Annotated in this window: 19 protein-coding genes; 6 read left to right on the top strand and 13 right to left on the bottom strand. The window is 42.1% G+C overall.

Annotated elements, in window-relative coordinates; genetic code table 11:
- Positions 1 to 749: 749 nt before the first annotated feature.
- The gene (locus tag IEY03_RS15785; RefSeq protein WP_188843463.1) at positions 750 to 1,193 is read left to right on the top strand and encodes an RNA recognition motif domain-containing protein; all 444 of its coding nucleotides are present in this window, start codon (positions 750 to 752) and stop codon (positions 1,191 to 1,193) included.
- A 16-nt stretch (positions 1,194 to 1,209) separates the two neighbouring features.
- Here the strand turns inward: IEY03_RS15785 and murI are convergent, their stop codons facing one another.
- Positions 1,210 to 1,983 (bottom strand): glutamate racemase, encoded by a 774-nt coding sequence (gene murI, locus IEY03_RS15780; RefSeq protein WP_188843461.1) that lies wholly within the window; start codon positions 1,981 to 1,983, stop codon positions 1,210 to 1,212.
- 111 nt (positions 1,984 to 2,094) lie between these two features.
- On the opposite strand from murI, the gene trmA reads away from it, so the two are divergent.
- Positions 2,095 to 3,192: a tRNA (uridine(54)-C5)-methyltransferase TrmA gene (gene trmA, locus IEY03_RS15775; RefSeq protein ID WP_188843459.1), complete on the top strand. Its 1,098-nt coding sequence runs from the start codon at positions 2,095 to 2,097 to the stop codon at positions 3,190 to 3,192.
- Between the two features lie 71 nt (positions 3,193 to 3,263).
- Here the strand turns inward: trmA and fabR are convergent, their stop codons facing one another.
- Complete coding sequence (gene fabR / locus IEY03_RS15770; RefSeq protein ID WP_188843457.1) at positions 3,264 to 3,893, bottom strand: HTH-type transcriptional repressor FabR; 630 nt, start codon at positions 3,891 to 3,893, stop codon at positions 3,264 to 3,266.
- Positions 3,894 to 4,059: 166 nt separating this feature from the next.
- On the opposite strand from fabR, the gene IEY03_RS15765 reads away from it, so the two are divergent.
- From IEY03_RS15765 to mnmH, 3 genes are all read left to right on the top strand, one after another.
- The gene (locus IEY03_RS15765; protein WP_188843455.1) at positions 4,060 to 5,166 is read left to right on the top strand and encodes an acyl-CoA desaturase; all 1,107 of its coding nucleotides are present in this window, start codon (positions 4,060 to 4,062) and stop codon (positions 5,164 to 5,166) included.
- 319 nt (positions 5,167 to 5,485) lie between these two features.
- Positions 5,486 to 6,553, top strand: a complete 1,068-nt coding sequence (gene selD, locus IEY03_RS15760) for a selenide, water dikinase SelD (protein WP_188843453.1) — start codon at positions 5,486 to 5,488, stop codon at positions 6,551 to 6,553.
- Positions 6,553 to 7,647, top strand: coding sequence for a tRNA 2-selenouridine(34) synthase MnmH (gene mnmH, locus IEY03_RS15755; protein WP_188843451.1), 1,095 nt, complete (start codon positions 6,553 to 6,555; stop codon positions 7,645 to 7,647). Before selD ends, mnmH begins: the two co-directional genes overlap by 1 nt.
- An 87-nt stretch (positions 7,648 to 7,734) precedes the next feature.
- On the opposite strand, the gene cysQ is transcribed toward mnmH, so the two are convergent.
- Positions 7,735 to 8,547 (bottom strand): 3'(2'),5'-bisphosphate nucleotidase CysQ, encoded by an 813-nt coding sequence (gene cysQ / locus IEY03_RS15750; protein WP_188843449.1) that lies wholly within the window; start codon positions 8,545 to 8,547, stop codon positions 7,735 to 7,737.
- A 102-nt stretch (positions 8,548 to 8,649) separates the two neighbouring features.
- Entirely contained in the window at positions 8,650 to 9,216 is a 567-nt protein-coding gene (gene nudE / locus IEY03_RS15745) for an ADP compounds hydrolase NudE (protein ID WP_188843447.1), read from the bottom strand.
- A gap of 77 nt (positions 9,217 to 9,293) precedes the next feature.
- Between nudE and yrfG the strand changes: the two genes are divergently transcribed.
- Positions 9,294 to 9,971, top strand: a complete 678-nt coding sequence (gene yrfG, locus IEY03_RS15740) for a GMP/IMP nucleotidase (protein WP_188843445.1) — start codon at positions 9,294 to 9,296, stop codon at positions 9,969 to 9,971.
- Between the two features lie 41 nt (positions 9,972 to 10,012).
- Here the strand turns inward: yrfG and IEY03_RS15735 are convergent, their stop codons facing one another.
- Genes IEY03_RS15735 through gspF form a run of 9 tightly spaced genes read right to left on the bottom strand, consistent with a single transcriptional unit; the run spans position 10,013 to position 16,919 of the window.
- A complete protein-coding gene (locus IEY03_RS15735; protein WP_188843443.1) occupies positions 10,013 to 10,774 on the bottom strand; it encodes a type II secretion system protein N in 762 nt (253 codons plus the stop codon).
- Positions 10,775 to 10,783: 9 nt separating this feature from the next.
- Complete coding sequence (locus tag IEY03_RS15730) at positions 10,784 to 11,260, bottom strand: type II secretion system protein M (RefSeq protein WP_188843441.1); 477 nt, start codon at positions 11,258 to 11,260, stop codon at positions 10,784 to 10,786.
- 1 nt (position 11,261) lies between these two features.
- On the bottom strand, positions 11,262 to 12,479 hold the full coding sequence (gspL, locus tag IEY03_RS15725; RefSeq protein ID WP_188843439.1) for a type II secretion system protein GspL: 1,218 nt from the start codon (positions 12,477 to 12,479) through the stop codon (positions 11,262 to 11,264).
- 48 nt (positions 12,480 to 12,527) lie between these two features.
- Positions 12,528 to 13,517, bottom strand: a complete 990-nt coding sequence (gene gspK, locus IEY03_RS15720; protein WP_188843437.1) for a type II secretion system minor pseudopilin GspK — start codon at positions 13,515 to 13,517, stop codon at positions 12,528 to 12,530.
- Positions 13,517 to 14,278 carry a type II secretion system minor pseudopilin GspJ gene (gene gspJ, locus IEY03_RS15715; protein ID WP_188843435.1) on the bottom strand — a complete coding sequence of 254 codons (762 nt, stop codon included), beginning with the start codon at positions 14,276 to 14,278 and terminating at the stop codon, positions 13,517 to 13,519. The genes gspK and gspJ overlap by 1 nt, the downstream gene beginning before the upstream one ends.
- Positions 14,259 to 14,627 carry a type II secretion system minor pseudopilin GspI gene (gene gspI, locus IEY03_RS15710; protein WP_188843433.1) on the bottom strand — a complete coding sequence of 123 codons (369 nt, stop codon included), beginning with the start codon at positions 14,625 to 14,627 and terminating at the stop codon, positions 14,259 to 14,261. Before gspI ends, gspJ begins: the two co-directional genes overlap by 20 nt.
- On the bottom strand, positions 14,614 to 15,192 hold the full coding sequence (gene gspH, locus IEY03_RS15705) for a type II secretion system minor pseudopilin GspH (RefSeq protein ID WP_188843431.1): 579 nt from the start codon (positions 15,190 to 15,192) through the stop codon (positions 14,614 to 14,616). The genes gspI and gspH overlap by 14 nt, the downstream gene beginning before the upstream one ends.
- A 3-nt stretch (positions 15,193 to 15,195) precedes the next feature.
- On the bottom strand, positions 15,196 to 15,630 hold the full coding sequence (gene gspG, locus IEY03_RS15700) for a type II secretion system major pseudopilin GspG (protein WP_188843429.1): 435 nt from the start codon (positions 15,628 to 15,630) through the stop codon (positions 15,196 to 15,198).
- Positions 15,631 to 15,686: 56 nt separating this feature from the next.
- Positions 15,687 to 16,919, bottom strand: a complete 1,233-nt coding sequence (gspF, locus tag IEY03_RS15695) for a type II secretion system inner membrane protein GspF (RefSeq protein ID WP_188843428.1) — start codon at positions 16,917 to 16,919, stop codon at positions 15,687 to 15,689.

The following is a 16,919-nucleotide window of genomic DNA, read 5'->3' as shown; positions in this document are numbered from 1 at the left end:
CATGTGTTAGGCCTGCCGCCAGCGTTCAATCTGAGCCATGATCAAACTCTTCAATTAAAGTTTTTTGTTCGACTACGTCGAACGACTCAATGAATTCTACTGTTTCTCATTCACTGCGCTCATTAAGATGCAGCAAATTTGATACTTACATTGCTGTAAGCCATATTACTATGAACATTCATCGTTGCATTGAGTTTAAATTTTTTGATTGCTCTTCCTAAGAAGAAGCAATTTCGAATAACTCAATACCTGTGAATGTCCACACAGATTACTTGATAAATTGTTAAAGAGCGTTGATGTTAATTTTTCAAACATCGCCGTTAGACGCTAGGTCGTTGGCTTGGGCTGCGTATTTTACAGACCCTGCTGTTTGCGTCAAGCGTTTTTTCAAACTTTCTTTTCGCGTTTGGTTTGTGGCGTTTTACCGCTGTAAACCAAGCTGACTCAGCATTCCGCTTTCGCTCTGTGCCGTGTCAGTGGATGCGCATTATAGGCAGCTTAAGATTTTGTGCAAGGGGTGATCGCGATCTTTTTTACTGACAGATGATCTTTTGTTCAGATCGCTGTTTTTTTATCTTTTGCCGTGTATAAAACATGCAAATTCAGCTCTAATTTCACTATTTATCAAAATTAAGCTAATTTTAAGGTCGTTTTTTCTACAACAAGCTGGTTAATGTTTGGATAATTCATTAACATATAGCGGTTTTTTAACAGTTATTTTTCATTTTATATTTATTAGAGATTATTTTATGCAGAAATCACTTGTGATTGTTCTTATTGCCGCACTTGTTGGTGCTTTTGTTTTTTTTCAATTTGTTAATGCCGCTTCTTCTGTCGCATTCATTGCAGGGGTAGTTACAGCAACATTAATTTTTAGCTTTATTCCATCTAGCCAATCTCGTGCATCTGATGAACCTTATGTTGGCCCGACGATGACGCTGTATGTTGGTAACCTCCCTTACCGTGTTCATGAAGGTGAAGTAAAAGACTTGTTTGGTGAGTATGGTCCTGTAAATTCTGTGCGCTTAGTGCGTGATCGTAAAACAGGACGTCGTAAAGGATTCGGATTTGTTGAAATGTCTGAAGCCGGTGCTCAAAAGGCTATGGGTAAGTTGAACGATTACACTTTCCAAGAACGTACTTTAAAAGTAAGAGAAGCTAAATCGCAAGAATCTGATTCTTCAGACGCTTAGTGTAATGCTTCGAGTTTTAGTCGGTTATTTGTTTCACATCTGTAAACCCATAGCCGACTAACGCTCTATATAAACCTGCTGATATGTCTTTGGTATAGTTCACCGTCATCATCCCGCTAAGTTTATCATTCTGCTTCATCAATGTTACTACTCTACTGGCTACCGCGGCTCCAGAGTCAAGCAATGCGACTTTATCACCTAACGTTAATTTAATTTGTTCTGCGATCATCGGAAAATGAGTGCAACCCAATACTAATACATCTATATCAGCTTCTTTTATTGGCCGTAATATTTCCGCAAGTACATCGACAGCTATCGGTTCTCCGGCAAAATAATTTTCAGCCATGACGACAAGTTCAGATGAGCCAAATAACTCCACTTTGCAGTCTTCGGCAAACTCATTGATTAATTCATGGGTATAGTCACGCTTAACTGTCCCCGGCGTAGCCAGTAAACCTATATGCTTTTTTTGTGATATCAACGCGGCGGGTTTTATAGCGGGAACGACACCAACCACAGGAACAGTAAGACATGCTCGTAGATGCGGTAACACCAATGTACTTGCTGTATTGCATGCAACCACGACAATAGCGGCATTGATTTTTGTAACTTGTTTTACGATTAATTCAACACAACCTTTAATCAACTCATCTTCAGACAAGTTTCCGTAGGGCAAACGGGCATTATCAAATACGTAGTGATAATTGTGATCCGGTAATAGTTTACGAATTTCCTTCAGAACCGATAAACCACCAATACCTGAGTCGAATACAAGAATAGGCTCTGACAAAATAATCTCCGTTATTGAAGTGATGCGGGATCACAGTATGATGTTTACATTGGATATCAGCGCTATTTGTTATAAAATTTGCGCCCTTTTTTATTGCCTTTGGTGGACAAAATGAATTTAGCAGCCATGGATCCTAAAAACTATGATGCGCAACTAGAGCAAAAACGAATAAAGCTTAAACAAACTTTTGCTGAGTTCACTCCACCAGTATTAGAAGTGTTCTCATCTGATCCAGCCCATTATCGTATGCGAGCCGAATTCAGAATGTGGCATGAAGGCGACGACTTATACTACTACATGTTCGATAAAGAGCTGAATGAGAAAGTTCGTTGTGACCAATATATTGCTGCTGGCACATTAATCAATGAAATGATGGCGGCATTGATAGAAGAGTTAAAGCCTAATCCCGCTTTACGCCATAAGTTATTTCAAGTCGATTTTCTTTCTACACTCAGTGGTGAGATTCTAGTGTCTTTACTTTACCATCGTCAATTAGATGATGTGTGGCTTGAGCAAGCTAAGCAGCTAAAAGTAAAACTATCACAACATTTCAATATGAATTTGATTGGCCGTGCCCGTAAACAAAAAATTGATTTAGACCGAGAGTTTGTTATTGAAACCCTAACAGTTAATGGTCAAACACTGCATTATAAACAAATTGAAAATAGCTTTACTCAACCGAATGCCAAGGTATCGGTAAAAATGTTGGAATGGGCAATCGACAGTACCCGAAACAGCCAAGGTGATTTACTCGAGCTGTATTGTGGCAATGGCAACTTTTCTATCGCACTAGCACAAAACTTTAAGCGCGTATTAGCCACAGAACTGGCAAAACCTTCAGTTGATGCCGCGCAGTATAATATTGAAATTAATAACGTAGATAATCTACAGATCATCCGTATGTCAGCAGAAGACTTTAGCGATGCGATGGCAAAGAAACGCAGCTTTAGACGCCTAGAAGGTATCGATTTAGATAGCTACGATTGCAATACCATTTTTGTCGATCCTCCTCGTGCAGGTATTGACGATGAAACCTTAAAGCTAGTGCAAAGTTACGAGCGTATTTTATATATCTCATGTAACCCACAAACGCTAAAGGATAACCTGCAAACACTTAGCGCTACGCATAAGATCACCCGTTTTGCATTATTTGATCAATTCCCTTACACCGATCATATGGAGTCTGGTGTCTTGCTTGAACGTAAATAATTCATAACTTATTAACTCAAAAGGGCAGATTAAATCTGCCCTTTGTCTTTTCTAATTCGTTAATAACCGTTTTATGCGTGACGCTCTGCTTTTAAATCCATCTTCTGTTGTAATGCCTCAGCCCCTGTCGCCACAATGCGTAAATGTAACACTAATTGATCTGCCAGTTGCTTTCGCTCACTGCGTTTAAGATCTAAAGCACTCGCGCCAGCATTGAACACCAAAGTCACTAATGCTTCAGCCTGGGCACGAGCAAGCGTAGGATGGCGATTAGCATGGGCTTCTGTGTAGTGGGTCAGCTCTGATATAAAATGTTCAATTTCACGCTCAACCGCGGCGCGAAAAGCTGCAGATGTACCTGAACGTTCATGCAATAGAATACGAAATACATTGGGATTAGACTCTAACACTTCCATAAAGGTGTCTACCGAAATACGAATGACACTGCCACCCGCCTCAGCCCGCTGGCGACCTTTACGCATCATTTGCCGTAAGGTTAAGCCACCTTCATCAACCATGGTAAGCCCAAGTTCGTTCATATCTTTAAAGTGACGATAAAAAGATGTAGGCGCGATCCCCGCTTCTCGAGCGACCTCGCGTAAGCTTAAACTAGAAAAACTACGCTCAGCACTCAGTTGATTGAAAGCCGCATCTACTAATGCACGACGAGTTTTCTCTTTTTGTTGTGCTCTTACACCCATTTAACAATCCGCTTAGTCAAGATTAATTAACAGATAATACCCCTTTTATCGCAGAAACACAGCCCTATTGAGCTTGACCCAAATCAGATCAAAGGATAAATTAGCTTACATATGTACGCTCAATGATTTTAGATTCACATTAGAACGCTAGCAGGAAATCCATAAGATGAAAAAACCCCCTATAATTTGGCTCAACACCTTGTTGTTCGCTATTACCTTTGTTGGTGCCCTTGTACTTGTTCCTTGGCGTGGCATTGTCCACGGCTTTGATGGCATGGAGTGGTTAGCGTTCATTGTGTTGGCTTATGCTAGTGGGTTATCAATTACTGCTGGTTATCACAGGTTATGGTCTCACAAAGCGTATAAAGCCCACCCTGCAATGCGAGTTTTATTTGCCTTAGGTGGCGCCTTAGCATTACAAAATAGTGCTTTACACTGGTGTAGTGACCACAGAGTGCATCACAAACACGTTGATAATAATGATAAAGATCCTTATTCAGCTAAAATGGGCTTTTGGTACAGCCATATTGGTTGGATGCTACGCGAATACCAAGCTAGCCGTTATAGCGACTATAACAACGTAAGGGATCTGCAAAACGATCCTATTGTGATGTGGCAGCATAAACATTATCTAGTTTTGGTGGTGTTAATGAATATTGGTCTCCCCGCTTTTCTGGGCTGGTTAAATGGCGATATTATTTCAATGGTGTTGTTAGCTGGGTTATTACGCTTAGTTGTTGTCCATCACTGCACTTTCTTTATTAACTCACTTGCCCACATTTGGGGAAAACAGCCGTACACTAACAAAAATACCGCTCGTGATAATGCCTTTTTAGCATTACTGACATATGGCGAGGGTTATCACAACTTTCATCATATTTTTGAAAATGATTATCGTAACGGTATTCACTGGTGGGATTACGATCCAACTAAGTGGTTAATCAAGTTAATGAGCTTAACTGGGTTTGCCACTGATCTGCGTAAAGTACCTCAAGAACGTATTGAAGCAGCCAAACTCCAAATGCAACTTTTACGGGTGCAACGTAAAGTCGCCCACTTACCTAACTGCGATGAAATTATTGATACTTTCCAAGCGGAATACGATCTTATGAAGCAGCATTTAATGGATTACTATCAAGCCAAGAAGATTTTGCTTGAAGCTAAGCGCAAGCAATTGGTTGACGCCCACTTAAAAGAGCAAGTGCAGGAATTAAAAGCACGATTCATTGAACAACGAAAACAATGGAAGATGCTGACCGCAACTTATGCTTAGTTGTTGTTTTAGCAATATGCACTTATAGCTAATACTCAAGCTTGGCGAGTGTCACTAAATCAAATAAAAATAGGTGCTCAGCACCTATTTTTATTGTTAATTCATCTTACCTGTTACTCACTACACACCATAGCGGTCTTCCAATTACCAACCGTTATACATGCAACAATGGCCAACCCCAGATGCTGGGGCTACTGAGGCAACCTAATATCAACCGCACGTGGTCAATTTGTGGATTTAATCCTTTTCAAGTTTGACATTATCTTCCACAATGAACCCCTTCTGGCATTACGTCTCGTATTAAAATAAGTTATTCATTATGCAGCAAAATGATCAACAGATCCGTCTTACTGAATACAGCCATGGCGCAGGTTGCGGTTGTAAAATATCTCCCCAAGTATTGAGCACCATATTGTCATCGCAATTGCCTGTATTTACAGATCCTAATCTGCTTGTGGGCAATGATACGCGAGATGATGCCGCAGTTTATAAACTCAATGAACAGACAGGTATCATCAGCACAACTGACTTTTTCATGCCAATTGTAGATGACCCTTTCACCTTTGGGCGCATTGCCGCAACCAATGCAATTAGCGATATTTATGCCATGGGTGGCACGCCCATTATGGCAATTGCGATTCTTGGCTGGCCAGTAAATAAACTCTCCGCGGAAGTGGCTCAGAAAGTGGTCGATGGCGGTCGTCAAGCCTGTATGGATGCAGGCATAATGCTTGCTGGCGGCCATAGTATTGATGCTCCTGAGCCCATATTTGGTTTAGCGGTAACAGGGCAGATACCACTAGCTGAGCTTAAGCAAAACAGTACAGCAAAAGCAGGCGATAAACTGTATCTCACTAAACCTATAGGTGTAGGCATACTGACTACAGCGCAAAAACAGAAAAAACTCCAACCAGAGCATAGCCAGATTGCGATTAATGCCATGTGCCTGCTTAATCGAATTGGCAGTGATATTGCTAAAATAGCAGGAGTGAATGCATTAACAGATGTCACCGGCTTTGGCCTTGCTGGCCATCTGATTGAAATATGCCAAGGTGCAAACCTGCAAGCAGCATTGGATTTTAATGCCATACCAAAATTAGAGCAGGTTGATCACTATCTGAACCTCGGCTGTATTCCTGGTGGTACTGAACGAAATTATGAGAGTTACCAGCAAAACTTACCAGTATTAAGCGATTACCAAAAAGCCATACTTTGCGATCCCCAAACAAGTGGCGGGTTATTAGTGGCGGTGAATTCACAATCAGAATCAGCCTTAATTGCGCTGCTTAATGCCAATTTCATCGATGTGCATTGTATTGGTGAATTACAACAAGGCAGATTATTGGACCCCTCAGCTAACCTGATCAGTTTAATAGAGCATTACTAATGGCAAATATTGTTCCCGCATCTGAATTTCGGCAGCTATTTTTAACTCACCGTCCTCTTATGGATGTGCGTGCACCGGTCGAGTTTATCAAAGGTGCGTTTCCACAAGCGATTAACTTGCCGTTGATGAATGACAGTGAGCGCACACAAGTCGGCACCTGTTATAAGCAACTAGGGCAGCAGGCCGCTATTGAATTAGGCCATACGCTGGTCAGTGGCAATATTAAACAACAGCGAATTGATGCGTGGTGTCAGCATATACAACAACAACCGAATAGCTTTTTATATTGTTTTAGAGGTGGCTTACGTTCGCAATTAACGCAACAGTGGTTACAACACGCTGGCATTAATATCCCTTATATTCAAGGTGGCTATAAAGCCATGCGGGGATTCTTAATCAATACCATTGACTGCGCCCCAGCAAAAAATCAAATTCTAGTGATTAGTGGTAGCACCGGCAGCGGAAAAACCGAGTTTATTCATCAACGCAAGGATGCTATTGACTTGGAGGGATTCGCCAATCATAGGGGGTCGAGTTTTGGCAGCCAGATTACTGCCCAGCCAAGCCAGATTAACTTTGAAAATAACTTAGCCATCGCTCTGTTAACACATCAACAATATCATCAGACTAGCAATGCCAAATTAATTGTCGAAGATGAAAGCTTTCTTATTGGTCGCGCCGCTATTCCCCATAACTTTTTCCAAGCAATGCAGCAAGCGCCAGTGGTTATCGTTGAGCAAAGCTTTGAGCAACGAGTACAGCGTTTACATCAAGAATATGTGGTTAATATGCAAGCACAATATTACCAACAATTGGGGCGCGATGCAGGTGCCAACGCTTTTGCACATTATTTGCAGCAAAGTATCAGCAAAATCCGTAAACGTTTAGGCGGAAAGCAACACGACGAGTTACAACATCTTATATTACAGGCATTACAGCAAACGACGTTAGATGGGCACTACGCATGGATAAGCCAGTTATTGGCCGAATATTATGATCCTATGTACCAATATCAATTAGAAAAGAAAGCCAATAAAATTGTTTTTAAAGGCTCTCATCAAGCGGTACACCAATGGTTGGATGAGCACGCTTAAGTCTAATCGCCTCATAAAACAGGCGGTGTTGAATTGCGAGTTGTTTTCGAAGTTTTTGCAAGAACAAAAATAATTTAGAGTATAACTTTACTGGCCAACTAATAGGGCATTCCAAGCAACGCTTTCTGTACCGACAACAATAAAGTTGGGGTTTTCTAATGTATCGCGCTCGTTATAAGTCATAGGATGTAAATCAATATCCACTAATGCACCACCGGCTTCTTCAACAATAATTTGTGCTGCACCTGTATCCCACTCACCTGTAGGCCCTAAACGCACATAACAATCCGCCTGACCTTCTGCAACTAAGCAACTTTTTAATGCCGCCCCACCAAGTACAACTAACTCGCAGCCTTGAGGATCTGAAAACAAACTCAATACTTTTTGCGGATCTTGGCGACGACTCACGGCAATACGTAAATGATTTTGCTCGGTTGTTGCTAGCTGAGTGCTGGTAATACGTATTTCTTCAGCGCCTTCACGTTTATAGGCACCTGTGCCTGCTATCGCGTAGTAACACACTTCAGTCATGGGCGCGTAAACAATACCCATAATAGGGCGATTGTGTTCAACCAATGCAATAATGACCGAAAAATCACCGCTACCTGCAATAAACTCTCCTGTACCATCCAAAGGGTCAACTAACCAATAAGTTGACCATGTTTCTCTAACAGATAATGGAATATCAGCATCTTCTTCGCTCAAAATTGGAATATCAGGAGTCAGTTGAGCCAAACGAGCGCAAATAATATTGTGTGCAGCCATATCTGCTGACGTCACGGGAGTGTTATCTGATTTTATTTCACGCTTAAAATTACCTGCTTGGTAGATTTCACGAATCGCATTCCCTGCTTCGATGGCAATTTCAATTGCTTGTTCGATGACGACTTCGGGCTTCATTACAACTCCAGCTGCTGGAAATAAGCATGTATTACTGATTAAAACTAACTTTAGCTAATTTATAGCCAAAGTGCGAAGATTCTCTAGTTTAGGTTCAGCGAATTAATTTTCAGTTTGAACCGATTGGGCTAAGAACTGCTGTGCGAGGAAAAGAGCACTAACACTGCGAGACTCGGTAAAGTCAGCGTTATCTAATAATGATTGCCAATCATCTAATGCCCAGGGCACAACTATGATAGGTTCAGGCTCATCACCTTCAAGCTCGCTAAAATACAAATCTTCAGCAATAAAAATGTGCATTTTACTCGAGAAGTAGCCTGGTGCAAGTGAGAGTGTTTTAAGATGAGTGAGTTTCTTGCTGCCAAAACCAATTTCTTCTTGAAGTTCACGATTAGCCGCTTCAATAGCTTCTTCATCGGGATCAATTAATCCTTTAGGGAAGCCTAATTCATAGCTATCGGTACCCGCGGCATATTCTTTTGCCAGTAACAATTTACCTTCATGTACCGGCACAACCATCACAGCTCCACGACTTCCGCCCTTCATTCGCTCGTATTGGCGTTCAACGCCATTAGAAAACTTAAGATGAACCTGCTCAATTTGAAACAGTCGACTTTTGGCAACAATTTCTGTGTGCAAGATTTCCGGCTTACTATGCCGCTGTGTCATTGCAACCTCATGTGACGAATGAATAAAGACAAGTTACAATCTTACTATCCTAAGCGTAATCCACAACTGGAATTTTCATGTTTCCTTGGCATAAGATAGATACTGTTTTACTCGACATGGACGGCACCCTACTAGATCTGCACTTTGATAATCATTTTTGGTTGCATCTAGTTCCGCAACAATTAAGCCAACAAAAACAAATTAGCCTAGATGAAGCCAAGCAGCGAGTTGAAACTGCATACCATCAAGTGGCTGGTACCTTAGAGTGGTATTGCCTAGATTATTGGCAGCAGCAACTTGGACTTGATATTCTGACATTGCATTATTCATTAGTTGAGCGCATTCAAATGCGTCAAGACAGCATGCCTTTTCTACTGGCTTTGGGAAGTATGAATAAAAAACGCATTTTATTCACTAATGCCCACCCTAAAAGCCTGCAGTTGAAGTTAGAACATACTGAGCTGGCAACGGGTTTAGATGCCATGTTATCGAGCCATGAGACAGGCTACCCAAAAGAGCACCCACAATTTTGGCTAACCGCAATAGAGAAGTATCAATTAAACCCAGCTAGATGTTTATTTATTGATGACAGTGAAGCGATTTTACAAGCATCTAAAAAAGCAGGTATAGGGTTTCAGTTAGGCATTAAAAACCCCGACAGCCAAAAAGGCCATACCTTATTCCATGATTTCCCCGCTATCGACGATTACCATCACTTGTTAGATGAATTGCTCCAGATAAACACTAAGCAATAAAAAAGGGTGCTAAGCACCCTTTAAATTATTGTAATTCGTCATTACAAACCAGGAATACGGCCTTGGTAATTAATTGGGTAATAACCCTGACTGTCTTGCTTACCTAAGAAACCTAGCGCTTTGCGTAAATCCTCAGGCTGTGTGTCTGTGGGTTTGATCTTCGCACTGACTTTAACCAAATTATTTTCCGCCAAGGTAATGGTGCCAGATAACCCTAATTGGTTGCTTTGTTCATCGGTGTTAAACAGTACCTGACCATCTCGACAACTTAACCCTAAGGTAATATCACCTAAAGGATATGCACCAAATTGGTTGGTTACACCAATACTATTTAAAAAGAGTTTGCCCGCTAACTGATCACACCAAGGAGCGCCCTGCTCAAGTTTTTCAATCATTAAACTGGCATCGCCAGTCACACTTGTTTTAAAGGGTAAACGACTACCAGCGACAATAAAGCTACTGGGAGCATCAAAACGAAGATTATCGGCTTTAAGCCCTGAGAACGAATAGCTAATATGGCCTTTGCCGCTAACCGCTGTCGCTCGGGAGCCCAGTTGAAAATCAATATTCACTTGCCCAATAAATAATGCCAATGGGTTTAACTTCCAGCTGACGTGCTCTAACTGACGCTGATCGATACGAATAAAGTCAGCATTCCCTTGCCATAAGGTGCCATCAACACCCGATAGCTGAACATTATTGGGTAATGGCGCAATACTGACTAACCAGTTTGCGGGTAGGTATACGAACAAAAACACCAAATACACAAAAATGGCGATGCCAATTTTAACAAATAACTTCACAAAAATTCCTTACTGAGATAACTGAATACGTCTGACACTCACAAAACCGACAGTATCTGATTCAGATAAGTCAACGCTGTCTAAAGTTAAACCTTTTTGAACAACAAGCTCATGTAAATAACTTAGTAGCGCGTCAAAAGGCACATCATCCATCCACAGTTGAATTTTGTTCCCTTGAGGTTGCATACGAGTTATTTCTAATGAATATTGACCAGCCGTTTGGTTGACGATAGAACTTAAGCTTCCGCTCACCTTGGCCTTAGCGCCTGCTTGAGCTAATCCAGCAATTTCATTGGCAGCTTTTTTAACGTAATTCAATGTTTGTAGCGCGGCTTTATGATTACGCTCTGCATCTTCTTGTGCCGTTGAGATCGGTGACCAAATGCCCCAATATAACACCCCAATTAATACAAAGAAGCCACAAAACCCCACCAGTTGTTGCTCTCGTTGAGCTAAGCTTTGCCACCAGTTACGCAAATTTTCCATACTATTTGCTCCTCAAGGTTAAGGTACTTGTGACAGTGTCATCGCTACTGTTCATTGCGCCACCCTCTAATAGAAAGTCTTTCGCAACGATATCTTTAAATTTATCTAGCTGTGCGTAATTATCTGCACTGACTTGCATTCTCAGTTCATTACGATTGGCTTCAAAACGCAAGCTTGTCGGCTTTAACTGAGGGACTTGAGTGAACGCAGGTTTCAGTCCATCTAGCATCTCAAAGAAGGCTGCGCCTCCCCCTTGACCTTGCATGCTGCGTAACTGACTATCCATTTGCGAACGAATGTTAACAATTCGATTTATACCAGGGGAAACGGTTTTAAAAATCGCTTCACTTTGGCTGCGTAATTCTGCGGTTTGTTGGTTAAGCTCAGAAATAGCTAAGCCCTTATTTACCAATGCCAATAGGATCACAATACCTGTAATAACAGCAGCATTACGCCACAAAACTAGCTGCTTGCTATATTCGCGCTTGGGTTTATAGATACCTGATAATAAATTAACCGGCGCGTGTAAAATCCCCTTTGCCAGTACCATCATAGGTAACTCTAGCGGCTTAGCCGTTAACACTAAATCTTGAGTTTCAAATTGAACGTTGTCACTGTAGCAAGCCACATCAATAGCTTGTTGATCTGTTGCCTGTTGTTGGGCATCAACTAATAATTTAGGTAAGGCTAACGACACCCAAGATTGAGGTAAACTCACCCCTGCACCTTCTCCAGTGCGCAGTAAATACTCTTCACCGAAACTCATAACCGCCCAACGGCATTGCTCAAGCGGCAAGGCTAAACAATCTGGCACAACACGCTTTGCTTTTAAACCTGCATCGCTAAGCCAGCTCAACCATTGCTGCATTTGCTGGTGCTCAACAGCAACCACATTAATATGTTCACCCTGACGAGGGCCAACAACAAAATGCATGTCATCTACATCACTTGCAATCGACTCTTCCAGCATAAATGGCAAAGCCTTAAGTGCTTGGCGCTGGCCTTTTTCTGGCAAGGCGATTTGGGTTAATGTCATGCTTGCTGCTGGCACAAGTACATCAACAGGCCTATTGCCAACACGCTCTGTTAAGCTGGCAAGACTTGCGGCATCAGGCAATTCACCCGAAGCAATGATCTCTTGCTCTTGTTCAGACCATACTAGCCATGAACATGAGTGTTCTGATGTTTTTCCTAATCGGATAAATAGCCTTTCAGACACTGTTATTCTCCACCAACCTCTAACGGCTTCATGCTGTTGAGTTTGTTATTATTGTTGTCCACCGTACTGGCGGGTAATCACATCTAAGTTATTACCATTACGCTTCAATACACTGTCCATTCTGAATATTGCGTTATCTACTTTGGCACCGGAATGCAGTAAAAAGTAGTTGCTTGTTACTACAAAGCTTGAGCGAAAATCCGCCTCAGCTTTTATGCTTCTGACTGATGAGTTCTCCCAAAAGTCTTCTATTTTTTCAAAACCATCGGCGGGTCGTTGATTAATAATGCTTTCAGCATCAGAGATTGAAATCTGATTATCTAACATACCCACCATTAAGGCCGCCTGTTCGATTTCAATGGTATTAACATTCAACAACTGGCGATTATCACCGGGGATCGCGCACACATAAGGCATTAATTTCACATAAATATCTTGTGTAAATCCCATCACAGCTCGTAATTCACTTCGATGCTGCATTAACGTATTGGCAGCGCGATAAGGTACTTTACGTGATTCATATTCCGCATCTTCAGCGCCAAATGGACTCGATAACGAATCCTCATCAATATAATCTTTTAAGGTATGAGTTAAACGCTCTGCGCCAAACTCATCCATACCCAGTGCAATTAACAATCCTTGAAACTGCTTTGCCGCCAGTGTCAATTTCGGTTGACCGTTTTCGACTTCTTTTGACTCTAAGCCGACAGCATTTAGGTTAAAACAGGCTCGCATATCATCAATTTTACCGGCAATCACACCATCTTCGACCGGAAACACCACATCCGCTAATGCCCAGTATTGTTGGCGGTGTACTGCATTACCGTCCGCATCTTCAAAGTCTTGTTTTAAGACCTTCATTGCCAGTTCTTCGCCCGATAAAGCATACCAATATGCTTGATCGTACTGAGCTAAATTGAGTGTTCGGCGCATGGATAATTGATTGCGACTGGTAATGTTAGTGGCAATGATCACCACCATGGCGACGATTAAGATCACCACAATCATGGCGACGCCTTGCTGCTTATGACGCCCCATCAACCTCGTCCACCATCATTTCCACCGGGACTGACTTTACGGCCGTTGTCATCGGTTTCATCTCCGTTATCATCAGTACCGTTATCGTCTTTTTTACCGTCATTATCATCACCAGCGTTCGCATCACCCTCACCCGCTTTAGGTGATGATGCGCCTTTTGGCAGTAAAAACTGACGTTGAATCTTACCTAGGCCGTCAATTTCAATTTCAATCGCAATGCCTTTAGGCATTTGGGTGCCATCGGTTTTTCGCTCCCATTTATCATTAATATAAAATGAGTACTCAACAGACAACACGTTCTCAATAATCAAGGTTTTAAGAGGTTCCTCACCGCTAGCAGGCTCAGGGTAAGGATAATACCAACGCTCTAGCCGCCCACCTTGAACCACATAAGCGACTGACTGCAGGCTGCCTCGGGGTAAAATTCCATCAGGATTTAGCCAACCTAAGCGATAAAAAACTAATGCTTCGGTTTCTGAATCAAGCATATTGTCACCCGCTTGAAAATAGCTACTGCTTCGCTCGCCATCCAAGCCTCTTAAGGTGCGCGCGACCATCTGGCCTAAGTCTCTCTCGATGGCTCCAAAACCTTGCTGTAACGCTTTAAGGCGAACAGAAAATGTCTTGGTGACTTCATCATTTTTCATCACTGTCGACAGCACTGAATTTGCCGCCAAACCAATCATGGCAAAAATAGCAATGGCAATGAGCATTTCCAGCAGGGTAAACCCCTTATTTGTTTTACCCTCGATTGTGAACATAGCTACTCACTTGCGCCACAATACGCTTAAAACGTTCATCTTTACTCACACTGATACGGATCATTCTAAAATTATCATCAGTGGTTTTAATGACTTCCCTGCGCCAATACCAATCTTCACCCGCCAACTCAACCTGGCCGTCTTTTGAACCTATCTCAGGAAAAACCTCAGGCAAGCGAGCTTCAACCATTTGATTACTAGCAACCCACTGGCCCAGTGTGCGTTCTTCTAAAATTGGCATATTGGCCATTTGTTCACTTAAACTTTTGGTAACAGACACAGCAGCGATAGAAAATACCGCCAAAGCAACAATCACTTCCAGTAAGGTCATGCCTTTAGATTTGTTCATCAAAGTGCCCAATAGACAATCGTCCTAGTGCATCCCCAACAACTAATACATCTATAGGTTGTCGGCTTTCATTGTATGTAGCAAAACTTAATTCAAAGGGGGTCATTTCACCGCTTGGAAACAATAAGATTTGTGGCTCTGGATTTTTCTTCTTTTCTTCAGCACTGGGTTCATCAATAAAAGGCTCATCAAACCAAGATTCCTGCGATTCATCTTCTTGATCTAACGGCATGCCATCAAGCACCAAAGCTAAGCTGATACCGGGTTCTAGTTCATGATTAGAAAGCTGTTTATCCTGTTCTATCGGTTGCCACTTACCTTCATGATAAATGACAAATTGGTATTGAGTATCATCGATCACAATACCAATAAACTGACCGCTCAATACCGTTTCATCAAGCACAAGTTCAGCGGCAGCAATAAAGCGTTGAGCTTGCTTTTTAAGCAGTTGCTCAGGGCCTGCGCTGCTCATTGACAATGTTACAGCAGAAGCCGCCAGCCCCATTAATAATGCGACAAGCAACATCTCGAGTAAGGTAAAACCTGCTTGGCGAGAACGACGCATATTTTATTGGAAGTCTTGTAAATTCCAGTTACCGATATCATCCTCAGTACCTGGTTGGCCATCTGGGCCTGCGCTGAAAATATCTAACTTACCATTCTCACCTGGGCTTAATAGGAAGTAGTTATTACGCCAAGGATCTTGCGGTAAACGTTTAACGTATCCATCTTCACGGTAATTGCGTGGCTCTGGCGATGATGTTGGCTTTTGCACTAATGCTTCTAAACCTTGATCTGTTGTTGGGTAAATGCTGTTATCCAACTTGTACATGTCTAATGCGTTTTCAAGCGCAACAATGTCTGAGACCGCTTTTTGTTGATCCGCTTTATCTTTGTTGCCCATTAAATTTGGCACTACCATTGATGCCAAAATACCTAAAATAACGATAACAACCATCACCTCAAGTAAGGTAAAACCGCGTTGTTTGCTATGCTTTTGCATTAAATTCTTCCTCTAAAACTACGTTGTTGATTGGAGCAGGGATAAAGTTAATACTATTACCCACTGATCAAATTATTTAACTCTAAAATAGGCTGCAAGATTGCCATCACGATAAATAACACCACGCCAGCCATGCTAACGACAAGTAGAGGTTCAAATACCCCAATAGCGATAGTGACGTTTGATTCAAACTCACGGTCTTGGTTATCCGCTGCACGCTCTAACATGTCTTCCAACTGACCGCTTTTCTCGCCTGAAGCAATCATGTAAAGCATCATGGCAGGAAACAATTTAGTATTGGTTAATGCAGTGCCTAGGCTAGTTCCTTCTCGTACCCTTGCTGTTGCATCATCAACCGCAGCACGCACCTTCACATTCAGTAATACTTCACTGGCAATACGCATACCATCGAGTAAGGGCACCGCACTGGCGGATAAAATACTTAAGGTTCTCGCAAAACGCGCTGTATTGATACTTTTACTGACCTTACCAATCACAGGAAGTTGCAATACCAAGGTATCAAATTTCATCCGCATTTTGGGGTTAGTTAATACGCGTTTAAAAATGACAAATAGCGCCACCAAAACACCGATTAATATCAGACCATAATTTTGAACAAAGTCAGAAGCCACAATTAAAAATTGGGTTGTACCAGGCAATTCTTGCCCCATGTGCTCAAATTGCCCCACCACTTTAGGTACCACAGCCGCCAATAGCACGGCAATAACACCAACAGCAACGGTAGTTAATACTGCAGGATAAATCATGGCTTGGGTGAGTTTTGATTTTAACTGTTGGCGACGCTCGGTATAGTCAGCTAAACGGTTAAGTACCACTTCTAAATGGCCTGATTTTTCACCCGATGCCACCATAGCTCGGTATAAATCATCAAACACATGCGGAAACTCAGCCATAGAATCAGCTAAACTGTAGCCTTCAACAACGCGAGAACGCACCGCCATCATCATGTTACCTAGGCGCGCTTTTTCAGATTGCTGCCCTACGGCTTTTAATGCTTCTTCTATTGGCAGTCCCGCCGCCACCAAGGTCGCGATTTGACGGGTTATCAAGGCTAATTCAGCAACCGATATGCGTTTCTTAAACAAGTTACCAAAACTAAAGCCACCACTTTGTGAGCGGGCTTCTTTGTCGGCAACCTGTTGGATCTCCACAGGCATTAGCCGCTGCTCACGCAGTTGACTGCGGGCGTGACGAGCTGAATCTGCTTCTATCACCCCTTTTTGCTGCTTGCCTTTTTTATCAAGGGCTTTGTATTCAAACGCTGCCAT

Origin of the sequence: Shewanella aestuarii, assembly GCF_014647215.1 — a bacterium.
Classification (GTDB): Bacteria; Pseudomonadota; Gammaproteobacteria; order Enterobacterales; family Shewanellaceae; genus Shewanella; species Shewanella aestuarii.
Note: the sequence above shows the minus strand (reverse complement) of the source record. Positions and strands in the feature narration are given on the sequence as shown.